Origin of the sequence: Mesorhizobium sp. C416B (genome assembly GCF_030323165.1) — a bacterium.
Lineage (GTDB): Bacteria > Pseudomonadota > Alphaproteobacteria > Rhizobiales > Rhizobiaceae > Mesorhizobium.
In genome coordinates this window covers 4,760,454-4,777,333 of sequence record NZ_CP100471.1, presented here as the reverse complement: position 1 = coordinate 4,777,333, position 16,880 = coordinate 4,760,454, and the positions used below count along the sequence as shown (strand labels likewise).

The window sequence follows — 16,880 nt, the reverse complement described above, 5'->3', positions numbered from 1 at the left end:
GATGCGGGGAGTCGATAGACTCTGGTTCGTGGCTGGCATGTCACAAACCGGCAGGAAGGCTTCCCATGCGCGCGCTTGTCATCTCTCCCGAGAGCATCACCCGGATCAGTCTCGCCGAGGTCGAGGACCCTCGGCCCCTCCCCAACGAAGCGCTTGTCTGCGTCCACGCAACCTCCTTGAACCGCGGTGAATTGCGCCTGCTCACCATACGCCCGGAAGGCTGGATACCTGGCCAGGACGTGGTTGGAGTAATCAAGCGGGCGGCAGCCGATGGCTCCGGGCCTGCCGTCGGCGCCCGGGTTGTGGCTTTGGTCGACGAGGCCGGCTGGGCCGAACAGGTCGCCGTTCCGACCGACCGCCTCGCCGTCATCCCGGACGAGGTCAGCTTCGGGTCCGCCGCCACGCTTCCGGTCGCGGGCACGACGGCTCTCAGGGTCTTGCGCCATGGCGGCGACCTCGCGGGACAGCAGGTGTTGATCACCGGCGCCAGCGGCGCGGTCGGCCGTTTCCAGATCCAGATCGCCCGCGAGCAAGGCGCCGCGGTGATTGCAATCGCCGCCGCCCGGCACGCCGAGGATCTCCGCGGTCTTGGTGCTCACGAGGTCGTCGAGTCGATCGAACTGGCCGAAGGGCCATTCTCTCTGATCACCGAGTCGGTCGGCGGCCAAAGCCTCGCCCATGCCATCGACCGCGTCGCCCCCGGCGGCACCATCGTCATGTTCGGTTCGAGCAGCGGCGAACTCACGCCGGTTGGCTTCAGACAGTTCGTTCCGGGCCATGAGGGAGCGAGGCTTCAGACTTTCGCCTACTACACATCCGGTCCAGCCATTGGCGCGGACATCGCCTCGCTGCTCGCTCTGGTCGCGGCTGGCCGGCTGGAAACCCGTGTGTCCATGACCGTGCCGTGGACAGACATCGCCCAGGCTCTGGACGCCCTGCGACAGCGCAGCTTCAGCGGCAAGGCTGTTCTCACCATCGCCGAATGAGCAGTCTGTCAGTGCTCAGACGTGCTGGCCGCCATTGATGTGGATTTCCGAGCCCGTCACATAGGACGCCTGCTGCGAGCACAGGAAGAAGATGATGTCGGCGACTTCCGAGGTGGCGCCAAGGCGCCTGAGTGGGATCGTCTCGACGATCTTGTCGGTGCCAGGCGACAGGATCGCGGTGTCGATCTCGCCCGGCGCAATCGCATTGACGCGGATGCCGTGCGGGCCGAAATCATGCGCCATCTCGCGCGTCAGCGAGCCGAGCGCCGCCTTCGAGGTCGCATAGGCGGTGCCGGCGAAAGGATGCACGCGCGTGCCGGCGATCGAGGTGACGTTGACGATCGAACCTTTCGCTGCAGCAAGCTCCTTGAAGAGGCCCCGCGCGAGCATGATCGGCGCGAAGAAATTCACCTGGAACACATCGCGCCAGACATGCATCGGCGTGTCGATCGAATCCATGCGGCTGTTGCCGTCCTTGAGCTTCGGCGAAATGCCGGCATTGTTGACCAGCGCGTGCAATTGCCCGCCATGCGCTTCCAGCCGGTGACGGATCTCCGAGACGGCGATGCCGACATCCTCCTGGTCGGCGAGATCGACCTTGATGTGGTCCTCTGGGCCGGCCGGCCACGGGCAATCCTCGGCAAAAGCCTGGCGCGAACAGGTGATGACCCGCCAGCCCTCACGCGAAAAGCGCTTGACCGTGGCATGGCCGATGCCGCGGCTGGCTCCGGTCAGCACGATGGTTTTTCTGGTGTCGGTCTCAGCCATGTCTGTCACTCCGGCCGGAGATGTAGCCGAATGCGGCGGAGGTGGCGAGAGGCCGAATTGTCAACTCAGCTCTCATATGAGGAACGGATTGCCAGCTCGCCATTGGTTTGAAGCCAGAATGACGAGCCGCTCAGCCGCCGCCGAGAATATCCAGGATTGAGGTTTTCCGCTTCTTGGCCGGGCCGCCGACGCTGCCCGGCGGTACCGGGTGCTTGATCGAGGCCGTGGTGCCGCCGTCGCCCGGCATGTCGAAGCCGTCGGCATCGACCGTTTCGGCCGGACGGCGGACCGGTGCTTGTGCGGGTACAGCAGCAGGTGCCGGCGCGGCAGCAGGCTCCGAACGGCTGACGGCCACGGCAGGCAACGGCGCCGCCTGATTGTTATCGACTGACGGAATATCGTCGGGCACGATGGTGTCGGGCGGCGTCGATTTCCAGGTCCCGGGCAGCGGCCTGACCGGCACGCCTTCATGCGCCGCCACCATGAATTCGTGCCAGGCCTGTGCCGGCAGCGCGCCACCGGTGACCTTCTTCATCGGCGTGCCGTCATCATTGCCGAACCATACGCCGGTGGTGAGGTTTGCGGTGTAACCGACGAACCAGGCGTCGCGCGAATTCTGGCTGGTTCCGGTCTTGCCGGCAGACGGCCAGGCGAAGGCCGCCTTCTTCGCCGTGCCGATCTCGACCGTGCCGGTCATCATCGAGTTCATCATGCCGACAATGTTCTGCTTGACGACGCGCGGCGCGCTGCCGCCATTGTCGTCATAGAGCACCTTGCCTTCGGTCGTGGTGATGCGGCGGATGAAATGGATGTCGGGCTTGTAGCCGCCATTGGCGAACGGCACATAGGCCGATGTCAGCTCCAGCGGCGTCACCTCCGAAGTGCCGAGCGCGATCGAGGTGTTGGCGATCAGATCGGACTGAATGCCCATACGGTGCGCCGCCTCGACCACGGCGTCGGGCCCGACTTCCATGGTCAGCTGTGCGGCGACGGAATTCAGCGACTTCGCCAAAGCGGTCGCCAACGTCACCTTGCCGAAATACTTGCCGCCGTAATTGTCCGGTGTCCACTTGCCGATCTTGATCGGTGCGTCGTTGCGCACGCTGTCGGGCGTGCGGCCGGCTTCCAGCGCGGCCATATAGACGAACGGCTTGAACGCCGAGCCCGGCTGGCGGCGTGCTTCGGAGGCGCGGTCGAACTGGCTGGTCGAATAGTCGTAGCCGCCGACCATGGCGCGCACGGCGCCGGAATTGTCGATCGAGACCAGCGCGCCTTGGCTGACATTGAGCTTCTTGCCGCTCTCGTCGATCAGCCGGCGGATCGACTGTTCGGCGAGCTTCTGCAGGTTGAGGTCGACGGTGGTGTCGACGACGATGTCGCTGCGCACGTCACCAATCAAATCGGGCAATTCTTCCATGATGGTGTCGGCGACATAGTTTTCCGAGCCGGTCCAATAGGATGGCGCGCGCGTTGCCGGCGCGCTCATCGCCGAGGCCAGTTCCTTGGCGCTGATCTTGCCTTCGTCGCGCATGGCGGCCAGCACCAGCTGCGAGCGCTCCTCCGCCGCCTTCGGATCCCGCGCCGGCGACAGCCGCGACGGCGCCTTCAAGAGGCCGGCGAGAAGGGCCGCCTCCGAAAGTGTGACATCGCGCGCGCTCTTGCCGAAATAGCGGCGCGAGGCCGCCTCGACGCCATAGGCGCCCGAGCCGAAATAGACCCGGTTGAGGTACATTTCGAGGATCTGGTCCTTGGTATGCTTGTGCTCCAGCCACAGCGCCAGCAGTACCTCCTGCACCTTGCGCTCCAGCGTGCGGTCGGGCTTCAGGAACAGGTTCTTGGCCAGCTGCTGGGTCAGCGTCGAGCCGCCCTGCGAGAAACGCCGGCCCAGAACATTGGTCACCATGGCGCGCGACAGGCCGATCGGGTCGATGCCGAAATGCGAATAGAAGCGGCGGTCCTCGATGGCGATGACGGCTTCGGGAATATAAGGCGACATTTCGTGCAGGCCGACCGCCTCCCCGCCGCTCATGCCACGGTTGGCAAGCAGTTGCCCGTCGACCGAGACGATCTTGATGTTGGGGGCACGGTCGGGGATCGACCAGGTGGTCGCCGCCGGCATCTTGGCGCCGTAATAGACGACAATGCCGGCCACCGCGATGCCGCCCCAGATGCAGAGCACGAAGCACCAGTAGAACATCCGGGCCATCACGCCGAAAAGGCCGCGCCGGGCTTTGCCTCGCTTGCCGCGTGACGATGATTTTGCCTTGGAGGTTTTGCGCGCCGAAGATGATTTGCGATTGCCCGGCACGACGCGATCCTCCTCGTTCACCGAAAACCCGTCCTGGGATTTCGCTGGACGCGATCCCTCGAAGCTGGGCTCGATGCGACTGTCTCTGCGGCTCGCCATGCGTTGCGCTGTCTTCCCGGTGCCAATGGCGCTCGGGTTGGAGGGTAGATGCGGCGGTTTAAGGGCGCGTTAAAGCAGGGTTTATGCACCCTTTTGAAATTCCTTAAGAATTTCTGAAAGCGAACCCCGATTGTCGGCTTTTGAAAATGATGGTTGAGTAGATGGGCTTCAACTGCGCGAAGCGAGGTAAGCTAGGGTTGCAAGTTGAGGTTGCCAAGGGAATGGCCAGGACGGAGGGTTGCGCGTGAAAATAGTTGATCCGCGCAAGTTGGTTGATCATTTGCGATCCATGCCAGCGGAGACCGAATGGTTTGAGTTCAAGGTCAACAACTTCAATCCGGACACGGTCGGCAGATATGTATCCGCACTCGCAAACAGTGCTATCCTCAATGACAAAGAACACGCTTACCTAGTGTTTGGAGTAGAAGACAAATCGCACGAGGTCGTCGGAACGACCGTTGACGCGAATGCAGCCAAGGTCGGCTCTGAAAGCTTTCTGGTTTGGTTATCGAAAGGCCTTTCCCCTCGAATTTCTGTTCAAGTCTTCGATGTCGACTACGACGGCAAAAGAGTGCAAATCCTCGTGATAGACCCTGGGTATAATCAGCCAGTGCGCTTTCAGGGCAAGGCCTATGTTCGTGTAGATTCCTCGCTCAAGCCGCTGAATGAATATCCGGAACGCGAGAAGAGCATTTGGGCAATCGCTTCCCGTTATTCCTTTGAAGACGCAATCGCGGGGCCGAACCTGTCTATCGAAGATATACAGAAGCGGTTTCGCATAGGTAAGCTGTTCGAATTGCTCGACCAACCGACCGCGAGAGATTCCAGCGTTAAAGACCAGCTTCTGAAAGAACATCTCGTTAGAGATAATATGCAAGGCGGCTTAGACGCCACAAATCTTTTGGCAATCGTCGCCTCGGAAAACTTGCAAGACTGGCCAACAGTCGGTGACAAATCACCCCGCGTCGTAACCTATAAAGGGAAAAACAAGCTTGACGCACTGACCGATACAACTGGAAAATTCGGTTATGGGGTGTCGTTCTCAGCAATGCTTCGCCACATCATGTCGAGAATTCCTCACAAGGAACAACAGGTACATGGCGTGAGGCAGACGGTATACGACATTCCTGAAGACGCAATCCGTGAGCTAGTCGCGAATGCGTTGATCCATCAGGACTTGATGGCTCAGGGCGCCGGCCCAATGATTGAGATCTACTCTGACCGATTACGGATAATAAACGCCGGCAAACCACTTATTGACCCCGATCGTTTCATTGACGCTCCACCCCGGTCTCGAAACTCCAAGCTTGCTAATCTGATGCGGCGCATGGGCTTGTGCGAATCACGCGGCAGTGGAGTGGACCGAGCCTTGACCGCGATCGAGCGAGGCAACTTGCCGCCGCCAAGCTTTGAGATAGTTGAGGACTCGACGGTAGTAACCGTTTACGGGCCAAGGCCCTTTGCTCAACTGACAAAAGAAGAGCGCATTCGCGCTTGCTATCAGCACGCGTGTCTCCTGCGCGAATCTGGTGACCATCTGCGAAATGCGTCGCTTAGAGTTCGCTTTGGGTTGGCCGAAAGGCAGTACCCTCAAGTGTCAATTGTGATAGCAGATGCCATTGTAGCAGGGGTCATAAGGCCTATCGACCCCGACCAAGGCAACCGCACAGCTAGATACGTTCCATACTGGGCTTAGTTATGTAATTCGTTCGCTGCAAATCCTGAAAAAATCAGCATTTTCAAGTCGATAAATCGTATACCGAGGGCACCCCCAAGTCTACGTGGCAGTGTTCTTCAGGGTATGTTGCGCAGTTTACGCGGTAACGACCCTCAAGACAATTTCAAGCACTTACCTCTAAGGGCGCGTTGAAAGCAGGGTTTATGCACCCTTTTGAAATTCCTTAAGAATTTCTAAATCCGCTGCCGCGCACGAAGCGTCTAGCTGCCTCCGCACGGCGCATTAGCGCGGATAGCCTGCTGCGGAAGTCGAGCGCTAGACTAGCCCGAAATGCTCAATTCTGCTGGATCGAGATGCCCTTGTCGTCGATCTTCAGTTCGACGCCCTTGGGCTTGGTCTGTTCGTGATAGACATATGCACCGAGCGCGATGACCACGACAACGAGCGCGCCGACAAGGAGATAGAGAGTGTTCTGTTTCACGGCGCGCTCCTTTTGGAGCAATTCCAGGAAAGCGCAGGCTTTCCGCTGAGGAATTGCGTTAAGTAAAAACTTCGAGCGTCACGCTCGCTTCAGAACCTTGACCAGCACCAGCAGGATGACGGCGCCGATCGTTGCGTTGATGATGGCAGCCAGAATGCCGCCGCCGATAGCGAAGCCGAGCCTTGGAAATAGCCAGCCGGCGATCAGGGCGCCGATAATGCCGACGATGATGTTGCCGATGAGGCCGAAGCCGAAGCCCGAGACGATGAGGCCGGCGAGCCAGCCGGCAATGGCGCCGATTATGATGAAGATGAGAAGGCTTTCGATGCCCATGACGCGTTCCTCCAGGAAGAGAGGCTACGGAGCGGAAGGCCCCGAATCGGCCTCGATATCAACCACTTCAGGCTATGCGAAAGCAGTTGCACCCGCCAGCGGCGCTCATTGATCGTCGTCATCGTCGCTGGAGACTGGCCGCCAGCTGGTCGGGTCGACCTTTTTCTGGGTATCGCTGTCGGTGTAGACCCACCAGGCGCCGTCGCGATATTGCCCGACGGATTCGCTGACGACGCCGGCGCCGTCCTTCCACAGAACAGTGACCTTGGACCCATCCGTCGGGGCGGTCGCTATCGGTTTGCGGTCTGCCACGTCATCCCCCTCATTGAGTCGACAGAAACGCCACGACGCGTGTCTGGTTCCAAGGCTGCCGGAAGCGTTATCCGAAGGCCATCAGCTGTGGGCAAAAATATCCTCTTCGTCCCAACCCATCAAATCGAGCTTGGCACGCGTCGGCAGGAAGCGGAAGCAGGCGTCGGCTTCCTTGGTGCGCCCGTCCCGCGCCAGGCGTCCAGCCAGCACCTCGCGCAGACGGTGCAGATAGAGAACGTCGGAAGCGGCATATTCGAGCTGTTCGGGCGACAGGGTCTCGGCCGCCCAGTCCGACGATTGCTGCGCCTTCGACAGGCCGACGCCGAGCAGTTCGAAGCAGATGTCCTTCAAGCCGTGCCGGTCGGTATAGGTGCGGGTCAGCCGCGAGGCGATCTTGGTGCAGAACACCGGCTCCGGCATGACGCCGAAGGCATTGTACAGCACGGCGAGGTCGAAACGGCCGTAGTGGAACAGTTTCGATATGCCGCGGTTGCGGAGCAGGCTGACGAGGTTCGGCGCTTTCTTCTGGCCGGGCGCGATCTGGATCACGTCGGCGGAGCCATCGCCCGGAGAGATCTGCACCACGCACAGCCGGTCGCGGTGCGGGTTCAACCCCAGCGTCTCGGTATCGATGGCCACCGCGTCGACATTGTAGTGGGCGAGGTCGGGCAGATCGTTCTTGTGGAAGCGGATGTCGGGCATGGTTGTCTCCGGATCGCGGCGTAACTCGTCCTCGCCGCGATCCGCTGAAAAATCAACAAGAAAACTTCCCAGCCTCCTCAGCGTGTCAGCGCATCGAGAATGCGCGCCCAGGAGCGCTGGCCCTTGTGGAAGGAGGTCAGCTCGTATTTCTCGTTGGGCGAGTGGATGCGGTCGTCGTCGAGGCCGAACCCGACCAGCAGCGATTCCATGCCGAGATAGGTCTGGAAGTCGCCGACCACCGGTATCGAGCCGCCGCTGCCCGTCGTCACCGCTGGCTTCGGCCATTCATCCGACAGCGCAGTCTTGGCCTTGGCCAGGAATGGCGAGTCGTAGGAAAGCTGAATTGCCGGCCCGCCGCCATGCGGGTGGAATTCGACCGAACAGTCCCCGGGAATGCGCGCCTTGACGAATTTCCGGAAAGCGGCGCGGATCTTCTCGGGGTCCTGCTTGTGGACGAGGCGGAAGGAGATTTTGGACGACGCTTCCGCCGCGATCACCGTCTTGAACCCCTTGCCGGTATAGCCGCCGATGATGCCGTTGAACTCGGCCGTCGGCCGCGCCCAGGTCAGTTCCATCACCGAGCGGCCTTTTTCGCCCGACGGGATCGAGAGGCCGATCGGTCCGAGGAAGGTTTCGGCGGTCTCGCCCAGAGTTTCCCATGATTTCAGGATCTGCGACGGCGTTTCCTCGACCCCGTCATAGAAGCCGGGAATGGTGATGTGGCCGTTCTCGTCATGGATGTCGGCGAGGATTTTCGCCAGGATGCGGATCGGGTTGGCGGCGGCGCCGCCATAGAGGCCCGAATGCAGGTCGCGATCGGCAGCCTTGACCGTGACCTCCTCGCCGACCATTCCGCGCAGCGAAACGCAGATCGACGGCGTTTCGCGGTCCCACATGCCGGTGTCGCAGACCAGAGCGAAATCGGCCTTGAGCTCATCGGCATTGGCCTCGAGGAACGGCTTGAGCGACGGCGAACCGGACTCCTCCTCGCCCTCGAACAGGATGGTGATGCGGCAGGGCAGATTGCCATGCACCTGCTTCCAGGCGCGGCAGGCCTCGACGAAGGTCATCAGCTGCCCCTTGTCGTCGGCCGAGCCACGGCCGGTGATTACCTTGTGACCGGGCTCGATCTCCTTGACCGCCGGCGCAAACGGGTCGTTCTCCCAAAGCTCGATCGGATCGACCGGCTGCACGTCGTAATGGCCGTAAAACAGCACATGCGGCGAACCGGCGGGGCCTTCATGGTGCGCAACCACCATCGGGTGTCCCGGCGTGTCGCGCACCGAAGCGTCGAAGCCGATCAGCTTGAGGTCCGCCACCAGCCATTCGGCGGCCTTGCGGCAGTCGGCGGCATAGTCTGAATCGGTGGAGATCGACTTGATGCGAAGCAGGCCGAACAGGCGCTCCAGGCTATGGTCGAGATTTTTATCGAGACGGTCTAGGACGGAGGAAATAGTGGACATTACTGCGGGCCTTTCTTTTCGGTGCCGGGACCGTAAAGGCAGCGCATCAAAACGAAAAGCCCGCGATCGTTGGACCACGGACCGTAAACACTTGTCAGAAGGCAAAAAAGAACCGCCGTGGTGGAGGGGAACCACGGCGGTCTTTTACTCGAAACGATGCGGCAGCCCGGAGAGGGGGGATAGGCTGCCGCAATTGTCCGGGATAGGCGGGGGACGGGCCTTGCTCCGGACTCGGCGAAAACTGCCGATGACCTTTATTTGTGTCTCGGATCGTGGCGTTTCAAGGGCACAAAAATTACACTTTTGTAACATAGCCGTGAGCGCCGAGGCAAACAGCAGCAGGGCCTATTGGCAGGCAGGCTCTGTCAGCATGTCGCCGCAACACCTGTTGGAAGCCCGCCTTTGCCATGGACCGCGCCGTCCCGGCGCGCTATCCCTGCCGGCATGAAAAAAGGCGACCATCTCTTCCTTATCGACGGCTCCGGCTACATCTTTCGCGCCTATCATGCGCTGCCGCCGCTGACCCGCAAATCCGATGGGCTGCCGGTCGGCGCGGTCTCCGGCTTCTGCAACATGTTGTGGAAGCTGATGCAGGACGCCCGCAACACCGATGTAGGCATCGTGCCGACGCATTTAGCGGTCATTTTCGATTATTCGTCGAAAACCTTCCGCAACGATCTCTACCCGGAATACAAGGCAAACCGCAACGCGCCGCCCGAAGACCTGATCCCGCAATTCGGTCTGATCCGCCAGGCAACCGTGGCCTTCAACCTGCCTTGCATCGAGATCGAAGGCTACGAGGCCGACGACCTCATCGCCACCTATGCCAGGCTGGCGTGCGAGGCCGGCGGCGACACCACTATCATCTCCTCCGACAAGGATCTGATGCAGCTGGTCGGACCCACGGTCGGCATGTACGACCCGATGAAGGACCGCCAGATCGGCATCCCCGAAGTCATCGACAAATGGGGCGTGCCGCCGGAAAAGATGATCGACCTGCAGGCGCTGACCGGCGACTCCGTCGACAATGTGCCGGGCGTACCCGGCATCGGGCCGAAAACGGCGGCGCAGCTTCTGGAACAGTTCGGCGACCTTGACGGGCTGCTCGCCCGGGCCAGCGAGATCAAGCAGGACAAGAGGCGCGAATCCATCATCGCCAATGCCGACAAGGCGCGCATATCGCGCCAGCTGGTGACGCTGAAGAACGACGTGCCGGTGACCGACGGGCTCGACGATTTCGTGCTGCATGCGCCGGATGGGCCGAAGCTGATCGGCTTTCTCAAAACCATGGAATTCACCTCGCTGACCCGCCGTGTGGCCGAGGCGACCAGCACCGAAGCCGGCGATGTGCAGGCTGTCGCAGTCACCGTCGAGCGCGCCGACACCGCGCACGGCCCCGATGTCGGCTCCGGCACACCGGTGCCTGCGGCAACACAGGATGAAGCCAAATCCGAAACCGCCAGGGCCGGGGACGCGCCTTCGCTGCTTGCCGCACTTCGCCTGGAAACGGCCGCCGCGGCCAAAATCGATCCTGCCGCCTATGTCGCCATCCGCGACACGGCAACGCTCAAGACCTGGCTGGCCCAAGCCAAGGAGACCGGAACCGTCGCCTTCGACACCGAAACCACGTCTTCCGATCCGATGCTGGCCGACCTCATCGGTTTCTCCCTCGCGATCGGCCCCGGCCGCGCCGCCTATGTGCCGCTCGCCCACAAGAGCGGCGCCGGCGACCTGCTCGGCGGCGGCACGCTGGAGAACCAGATTCCGGTCCGCGAGGCGCTGGCGCTGCTGAAGCCGTTGCTGGAAGACAAATCGGTGCTCAAGATCGCCCAGGACGCCAAATACGACATCGTCGTCATGAGCCGCCACGGCATCGATATCGCACCCTTCGACGACACGATGTTGATTTCCTATGTGCTCGACGCCGGCACCGGCCACCACACTTTGTCCTCGCTTGCCGACAAATGGCTCGGCCATGCCACGACGCCGCTCAAGGATCTCGCCGGTTCCGGCAGAAGCTCGGTCGGGTTCGAGCAGGTCGACATCGACCGGGCGACCGCCTACGCCGCCGGCCATGCCGACGTAGCGCTGCGGCTATGGCAGGTGCTGAAGCCGCGACTTGCCGCCAAGGGCCTGGTTTCGGTCTATGAGCGGCTGGAACGGCCGCTGGTGCCGGTGCTGGCGCGGATGGAACAGCGCGGCATCTCAGTCGACCGCCAGATCCTGTCGCGGCTCTCCGGCGAGCTGGCGCAAGGCGCCGCACGGCTGGAAGAGGAAATCTACGGCCTTGTCGGCGAGCGCATCAACATCGGGTCGCCAAAGCAACTCGGCGACATCCTGTTCGGCCGCATGGGCCTGCCCGGCGGCTCCAAGACCAAGACCGGGCAATGGTCGACCTCCGCGCAGCTTCTGGAAGACCTCGCCGCCGAAGGCCACGAACTGCCGCGCAAGATCGTCGACTGGCGTCAGCTGACCAAGCTGAAATCGACCTACACCGACGCGCTGCCCGGCTTCATCCATCCCGACACCAGGCGCGTGCACACATCGTATGCGCTGGCCGCAACGACGACGGGCCGGCTGTCCTCCTCCGATCCCAATCTGCAGAACATCCCGGTGCGCACCGCGGAGGGACGCAAGATCAGGACGGCCTTCATCGCCGACAAGGGCCAGAAACTGGTCTCGGCCGACTACAGCCAGATCGAACTGCGCGTGCTTGCCCACGTCGCCGAGATCCCGCAGTTGAAGCAGGCCTTCGCCGATGGCGCCGACATCCACGCCATCACCGCCTCGGAAATGTTCAACGTGCCGGTCGAAGGCATGCCTTCCGAAGTGCGCCGCCGCGCCAAGGCAATCAATTTCGGCATCATCTACGGCATCTCGGCCTTTGGGCTGGCCAACCAGCTGTCGATCCCGCGCGAGGAGGCCGGCGCCTACATCAAGAAATACTTCGAGCGTTTCCCCGGCATCCGCGACTATATCGAGGCAACAAAAGCCTATGCCCGCGAGCATGGCTTCGTCGAAACCATCTTCGGCCGCCGCATCCACTATCCTGAGATCCGGTCGTCAAACCCGTCGATCCGTGCCTTCAACGAGCGCGCCTCGATCAACGCCAGGCTGCAAGGCACCGCTGCCGATATCATCCGCCGCGCCATGGTGCATATGGACGAGGCGCTGGAAAAGGCCGGCCTGTCCGCCCGCATGCTCTTGCAGGTGCATGACGAATTGATCTTCGAGACGGTTGAAGCGGAAGTCGAGGCGACGATCCCCGTGGTGCGCAGGGTGATGGAGAACGCGCCGATGCCGGCCATCTCGATGTCGGTGCCGCTGCATGTCGATGCCCGCGCAGCGAACAACTGGGACGAGGCGCATTAGCGCCGGATACGCCGCGATCCTTCACACCCCCCTCTGCCCTGCCGGGCATCTCCCCCGCAAGGGGGGAGATCAGCCGCCACTTCCGGTTTCGCCAATCTCCGACGTTGCTGCAATGGGCGCAGCGCTTGAACTGCCAATCTCCCCCCTTGCGGGGGAGATGTCCGGCAGGACAGAGGGGGGTGCTGTCCCGCCAGCGTCGAAACGTTAGGCAGCCTCAGCCAGGCACTTGGCACACGTCCCTCGAAACTCGATCACCGCCTTCTTCGCAGCAAACCCGGTCGAGCGCACCCATTCGTCCAGCCGATGGTCGACGTCATGGTCGGACATCTCCATCACCTGCCCGCATGTGTCGCAGATAGCGAAGGCTGTCATCGAATGCGTATGGTCGTGCGGTTCGGCGCAGGCGACGAAGGAGTTGAGGCTTTCCAACCGGTGCACGAAGCCTGACTTCACCAGGCTGTCGAGCGCCCGGTAAACCTGTAGCGGCGCGCGGAAACCGCGCTCGCGCAGCTGGTCGAGAAGCGTATAGGCGCTGAGCGGTCCGCTGGCGGCCTCGAGCTTTTCGAGCACGCTCAGCTGATTCTTCGTCAGCACATCCCTTGCCGCCATGATCCCGTTTTCCGATCGTTTAGAGCATGATGCCGAAAAGTGTGGAGCGGTTCTCGGACGACATCATGTTCTATCTGTTTGATCCAGCGCCGCTCGCAAATCATTTCTGCCATGCGACGGTCTCAATTCCCTTGAGATAGCGATGAAGCGGGCTTTTTGCCACTGTTTCCGTTATCGCCATCGACACCATGACCACCACCGCCGATTGACGGCACCGACCACATTCAAAATACTGACAAAATTCGCGACGAAAGGTGCCGCACTTGCAAATTCGATCGGGCTTGGGGAAGCAATTATGATCAAACTGACACGACGGACGCTGCTCGTCGGCACGTCGGCGCTTGTGGCTGCCGGTACGGTCTCGTTCCGCGCCCTCGCCGCCTCGCGCACCTATCACGCGCTGCTGGTTGCCTGCACCGACTATCCGAACCTGCCGCAGAAGAACTGGCTGATCGGGCCGAAGAACGATGCCGGCCTAGTGCGCGACTATCTCCTGAAGAACACGCCCGATCCGGTGAAGTTCTCGGCCGAGAACGTGATCCTGCTCGCCAAGGACGTCGAAGGCGCCAACGGCCCGCCGACGCATGCGGCGATCAAGGCCGCTCTTGCCGACCTCGCCGGCAAGGTGCAACGCGACGATTTCGTCTATCTGCATCTGTCGGGCCACGGCGCCCAGCAGCCGCAAGCCAAGGCCGGTGACGAGACCGACGGCCTCGACGAGATTTTCCTGCCGTCCGATATCGACAAATGGATCAACCGCGAAGAGGGCGTGCCGAACGCGCTGGTCGACAACGAGGTCGGCGCCGCACTCGACGCCATCCGCGACAAGGGCGCCTTTGTCTGGGTGGTGTTCGACTGCTGCCATTCCGGCACCGCGACGCGCGCCGCGGAAGTCGATGACGAACTGGAGCGCAAGGTCGAGTTCGCCGACCTCGTCGGCGGCGACGACGCGGCGAGAGCAGCCGCGGTGAAGGCCTATGACGACATCTCGGCAAGCGCATCGCGCGGTTTCGACGAGAATGGCGGCCGCAAGCCGGCCTTCAACCTGACGCCGACCGGCGCAGAGCCGATCGCCAGGGGCAAGCTGGTCGCCTTCTATGCCGCGCAGACGGTCGAGACGACGCCGGAAATGCCGCTGCCCAAGGGCACGCCCGACGCGCCGCGCTTCGGCCTGTTCACCTTCACCATCCTGTCGAAATTGGCCGAGAACCCCAACGTCACCTATCGCCAGCTCGGCCAGGCCGTGCTGCAGCAATATTCGGCCGACGGCCGCACAAGGCCGACGCCCCTGTTCGAGGGCGAACTGGACGCCCGCGTGTTCGGCACCGACAAGACCGACGCCGTCATGCAATGGCCGATTGCCGTCAAGGACGGCGATGTCGCGATCGGCGCCGGGCTGCTGCAGGGTCTGACCCCCGGCAGCAAGCTCGCCATTTTGCCTTCGGCGCTGTCGAAGCTCTCCGACGCCGTCGGCTATCTCGAAGTGAAATCGGCAAAAAACCTCGAATGCCAGCTCGCACCGGTCGAATTCGACGGCAAGCCGGCGCTTGCGCCGACGGCGGTGCCCGCCGGCGCCTATGCGCGCGTTGCCGAACTCGCGGTCGACTACAAGCTGCTGGTGGCAAAGCCGGCGCCGACCGCAGGGCTCGAAAAGGAAACCGAGCTGGTCAATTCGGTTCTGGACGAATTGGTGGCGAAGCCGAAGTCCGGCTTCCACATCGCGCTGGTCGAGCCCGGCAAGAGCGCCGATCTGCGGCTTGCGGTGCTGCGCGAAAAATCCATGGACGGCGCTGCCGCCAACGCCAGCGACGAACCGGCGCTGTGGTTCCTGCCGGCGTCCGGCGACATCAGCTTGAAGGACGGCAGCAAGCCGCCGCGCATCGTCATCCATCAGGATGGCCGCGACAAGCTTGCGGAAAACACAGCCAAGACCCTGACCACGATCTTCCGCGCCACCGGCCTGTCGCGGCTCGCCGCGGCGTCCGACTACCGGCCGGACGAGGTCAGCGTCCAGTTCCTGATCAAGCGCCAGGACAGCGATGTGCTGGAGCCGATCGAATCCTCGACGGTGCCGCGCGTTTCGCCGGGCGATCAGGTACACATTGCGGCCAGGAACGAGTCCGACGAGTTCGTCGACATCAACGTGCTCTATATCGGCAGCGACTATTCGATCACCCACATCGTCGCCGAGCGGCTGGCGCCGATCAACCAGCAGGCCGATCAGGGCCTGAAGGAAGGGCTGCTCGCCTTCACCGACACCAGCTTCGGCATGGAGCGCATGATTGCCGTGCTGACCGAGGCGCCGCCGCAGAGCGAGAAAGAGGACCTGAGCTTTCTTGCCCAGGAAGGCGTGCGCGCCGTGACGCGTGCCGCATCGGGAACGCCTGGTTTTTCCGACATGCTGGCCGACATCGGCATGGCGCCGGCGACGCGCTCGGTGATGCGGCTTGCCGACAAGAGCGGTCCCAAAGGCGCGGTGATGATCTTCCCGATGGAGACGGTGCCCCGCGCCTGACCTGACATCGCTTCGCCGGCTCTTGCCGGCGTGATATAGGAACATTCCCGGCTCGCGACACTTCTATGCGCCGCGGCTGGATGCAACAGATGAGGACATCAGTGACTATCCCCGTGCTCTCCTGGCGTGCAGCGACGGTCGGCCTTGCCGGCAGCCTGTTGCTGGTTGCCAGCGCCTCGGCGGACGAGAATTGCGGCCTGTGCGCCAAGCAGATCGTCACCAATTCCGAGCTCGCCACCTGCTTTCTCGACCAGTACGACCAGATCGCCAAGACCGGCAACACGGCCGTTGTCGTCGATCTCTCCAGCTGCGCCTCGCGCGGCGTGGTCGAGCCCTTGCCGTCACCCAGCAAGGCGGCTGCCGAACCGGACGTGCAGTTCATGATTTCGCGCACGCAGCTCGATTGCCTGAAAAAGAAGCTAGAGACACCTGGCATCGTGCTCGATCCCACCGCCATTATCCAACTGGACAGCTGCGGGTGAAAAAGCCGGGGGGCACTGCAACGCAAAAATCGCCGGCCACATCGGCGCCGGCACCGGCCAAGAAGCCGGCGACCTTGCCCGAAACCACCGAAGGCTTTCCGTGGCCGAGCAGTCACGAGATCAAGAAGGAAGCCAACCCGTTCACCGACCGCGACTGGCGCATGCTGATCTACGCCTGGTCGGGTCTCGCCGTGCGCCTGGCGATCATCTTCACCCTGGGCTTCTCGGTCTTCCAGTTTCTGGCAAACCAGGAACAGAAGCGCGTCGAGCAGACGATGTCGCTGGTCGAGCTCTGGGAAAGCAAGGATTTTCAGCAGGCGCAACGCGCGCTCAAGGAGCGCCTGTCGGCACTCAACGCCAAATACGACAATCTGCTCAGCGCCACGCCGTCGCCGACCGAGGAACAAGTGTTTCGGCAACGCATCGGGATCGAGGCCATGACTGCCGGCGGCGGCACCATGCCGATCGCCGACTTCAACGACAATTTCGATCGCATCGTCTATTTCCTCAATCGTCTCTCGATCTGCGTCGAGGGCAAGCTCTGTTCGCGCGATGTCGCCGATGCCTATTTCCGCGACTATGCGGTGTCGTTCTGGAGCTATTTTGCCGGCTACATCGAAAAAGAACGCAAGGCCGGTTCCGCCAATTATGCCCAGGCGATCGAGAATTATGTGCGTCACGGGTCGCCGCCGCCCACCGACTCCAAATAGCGGCGCAACAAGGTGCCGGGCAGCTCCCATCCCTTGCGTGCTATCCGGTGGCTAATCCTGGT

General features: G+C 62.2%; 14 protein-coding genes. 6 read left to right on the top strand and 8 right to left on the bottom strand.

The window, feature by feature from the left end:
- Window positions 1–65: 65 nt before the first annotated feature.
- A complete protein-coding gene (locus tag NLY43_RS23290; RefSeq protein WP_023712327.1) occupies window positions 66–986 on the top strand; it encodes a zinc-binding dehydrogenase in 921 nt (306 codons plus the stop codon).
- Window positions 987–1,001: 15 nt separating this feature from the next.
- Here the strand turns inward: NLY43_RS23290 and NLY43_RS23285 are convergent, their stop codons facing one another.
- Together NLY43_RS23285 and NLY43_RS23280 are read right to left on the bottom strand one after the other, a co-directional pair.
- Window positions 1,002–1,754, bottom strand: a complete 753-nt coding sequence (locus NLY43_RS23285; protein WP_023669777.1) for an SDR family NAD(P)-dependent oxidoreductase — start codon at window positions 1,752–1,754, stop codon at window positions 1,002–1,004.
- Between the two features lie 130 nt (window positions 1,755–1,884).
- Window positions 1,885–4,161 carry a transglycosylase domain-containing protein gene (locus tag NLY43_RS23280; protein ID WP_023712326.1) on the bottom strand — a complete coding sequence of 759 codons (2,277 nt, stop codon included), beginning with the start codon at window positions 4,159–4,161 and terminating at the stop codon, window positions 1,885–1,887.
- 244 nt (window positions 4,162–4,405) lie between these two features.
- Between NLY43_RS23280 and NLY43_RS23275 the strand changes: the two genes are divergently transcribed.
- Entirely contained in the window at window positions 4,406–5,857 is a 1,452-nt protein-coding gene (locus NLY43_RS23275) for an ATP-binding protein (RefSeq protein WP_023713440.1), read from the top strand.
- 316 nt (window positions 5,858–6,173) lie between these two features.
- Here the strand turns inward: NLY43_RS23275 and NLY43_RS23270 are convergent, their stop codons facing one another.
- From NLY43_RS23270 to NLY43_RS23250, 5 genes are all read right to left on the bottom strand, one after another.
- Entirely contained in the window at window positions 6,174–6,320 is a 147-nt protein-coding gene (locus NLY43_RS23270) for a hypothetical protein (protein WP_023686592.1), read from the bottom strand.
- Window positions 6,321–6,398: 78 nt separating this feature from the next.
- The gene (locus NLY43_RS23265; RefSeq protein WP_023704219.1) at window positions 6,399–6,653 is read right to left on the bottom strand and encodes a GlsB/YeaQ/YmgE family stress response membrane protein; all 255 of its coding nucleotides are present in this window, start codon (window positions 6,651–6,653) and stop codon (window positions 6,399–6,401) included.
- A 105-nt stretch (window positions 6,654–6,758) separates the two neighbouring features.
- Window positions 6,759–6,965, bottom strand: coding sequence for a hypothetical protein (locus tag NLY43_RS23260; protein ID WP_023683046.1), 207 nt, complete (start codon window positions 6,963–6,965; stop codon window positions 6,759–6,761).
- 81 nt (window positions 6,966–7,046) lie between these two features.
- Window positions 7,047–7,667 carry a ribonuclease D gene (locus NLY43_RS23255; protein ID WP_023698188.1) on the bottom strand — a complete coding sequence of 207 codons (621 nt, stop codon included), beginning with the start codon at window positions 7,665–7,667 and terminating at the stop codon, window positions 7,047–7,049.
- A gap of 77 nt (window positions 7,668–7,744) precedes the next feature.
- On the bottom strand, window positions 7,745–9,130 hold the full coding sequence (locus NLY43_RS23250; protein ID WP_023712323.1) for a M20/M25/M40 family metallo-hydrolase: 1,386 nt from the start codon (window positions 9,128–9,130) through the stop codon (window positions 7,745–7,747).
- A 444-nt stretch (window positions 9,131–9,574) separates the two neighbouring features.
- Between NLY43_RS23250 and polA the strand changes: the two genes are divergently transcribed.
- Entirely contained in the window at window positions 9,575–12,502 is a 2,928-nt protein-coding gene (gene polA, locus NLY43_RS23245) for a DNA polymerase I (protein ID WP_286458702.1), read from the top strand.
- A 204-nt stretch (window positions 12,503–12,706) separates the two neighbouring features.
- Here the strand turns inward: polA and NLY43_RS23240 are convergent, their stop codons facing one another.
- Window positions 12,707–13,111 (bottom strand): Fur family transcriptional regulator, encoded by a 405-nt coding sequence (locus tag NLY43_RS23240; protein WP_023669789.1) that lies wholly within the window; start codon window positions 13,109–13,111, stop codon window positions 12,707–12,709.
- Between the two features lie 295 nt (window positions 13,112–13,406).
- On the opposite strand from NLY43_RS23240, the gene NLY43_RS23235 reads away from it, so the two are divergent.
- The 3 genes from NLY43_RS23235 to NLY43_RS23225 all read left to right on the top strand — a co-directional run bounded on the left by NLY43_RS23235 (window position 13,407) and on the right by NLY43_RS23225 (window position 16,818).
- Window positions 13,407–15,626 (top strand): caspase family protein, encoded by a 2,220-nt coding sequence (locus NLY43_RS23235; RefSeq protein ID WP_023691987.1) that lies wholly within the window; start codon window positions 13,407–13,409, stop codon window positions 15,624–15,626.
- An 89-nt stretch (window positions 15,627–15,715) separates the two neighbouring features.
- Complete coding sequence (locus NLY43_RS23230) at window positions 15,716–16,108, top strand: hypothetical protein (protein ID WP_027049727.1); 393 nt, start codon at window positions 15,716–15,718, stop codon at window positions 16,106–16,108.
- Window positions 16,105–16,818, top strand: coding sequence for a DUF4760 domain-containing protein (locus NLY43_RS23225; protein WP_023712320.1), 714 nt, complete (start codon window positions 16,105–16,107; stop codon window positions 16,816–16,818). Before NLY43_RS23230 ends, NLY43_RS23225 begins: the two co-directional genes overlap by 4 nt.
- Window positions 16,819–16,880: the final 62 nt, after the last annotated feature.

What these genes read in the sequence shown, in the direction of transcription:
- polA (WP_286458702.1), top strand. Translation starts at nt 9,575, where the DNA reads ATGAAAAAAGGCGACCATCTCTTCCTTATCGACGGCTCCGGCTACATC.
- NLY43_RS23250 (WP_023712323.1), bottom strand. Translation starts at nt 9,130, where the DNA reads ATGTCCACTATTTCCTCCGTCCTAGACCGTCTCGATAAAAATCTCGAC.
- NLY43_RS23240 (WP_023669789.1), bottom strand. Translation starts at nt 13,111, where the DNA reads ATGGCGGCAAGGGATGTGCTGACGAAGAATCAGCTGAGCGTGCTCGAA.
- NLY43_RS23235 (WP_023691987.1), top strand. Translation starts at nt 13,407, where the DNA reads ATGATCAAACTGACACGACGGACGCTGCTCGTCGGCACGTCGGCGCTT.
- NLY43_RS23280 (WP_023712326.1), bottom strand. Translation starts at nt 4,161, where the DNA reads ATGGCGAGCCGCAGAGACAGTCGCATCGAGCCCAGCTTCGAGGGATCG.
- NLY43_RS23285 (WP_023669777.1), bottom strand. Translation starts at nt 1,754, where the DNA reads ATGGCTGAGACCGACACCAGAAAAACCATCGTGCTGACCGGAGCCAGC.
- NLY43_RS23290 (WP_023712327.1), top strand. Translation starts at nt 66, where the DNA reads ATGCGCGCGCTTGTCATCTCTCCCGAGAGCATCACCCGGATCAGTCTC.
- NLY43_RS23255 (WP_023698188.1), bottom strand. Translation starts at nt 7,667, where the DNA reads ATGCCCGACATCCGCTTCCACAAGAACGATCTGCCCGACCTCGCCCAC.
- NLY43_RS23230 (WP_027049727.1), top strand. Translation starts at nt 15,716, where the DNA reads ATGAGGACATCAGTGACTATCCCCGTGCTCTCCTGGCGTGCAGCGACG.
- NLY43_RS23265 (WP_023704219.1), bottom strand. Translation starts at nt 6,653, where the DNA reads ATGGGCATCGAAAGCCTTCTCATCTTCATCATAATCGGCGCCATTGCC.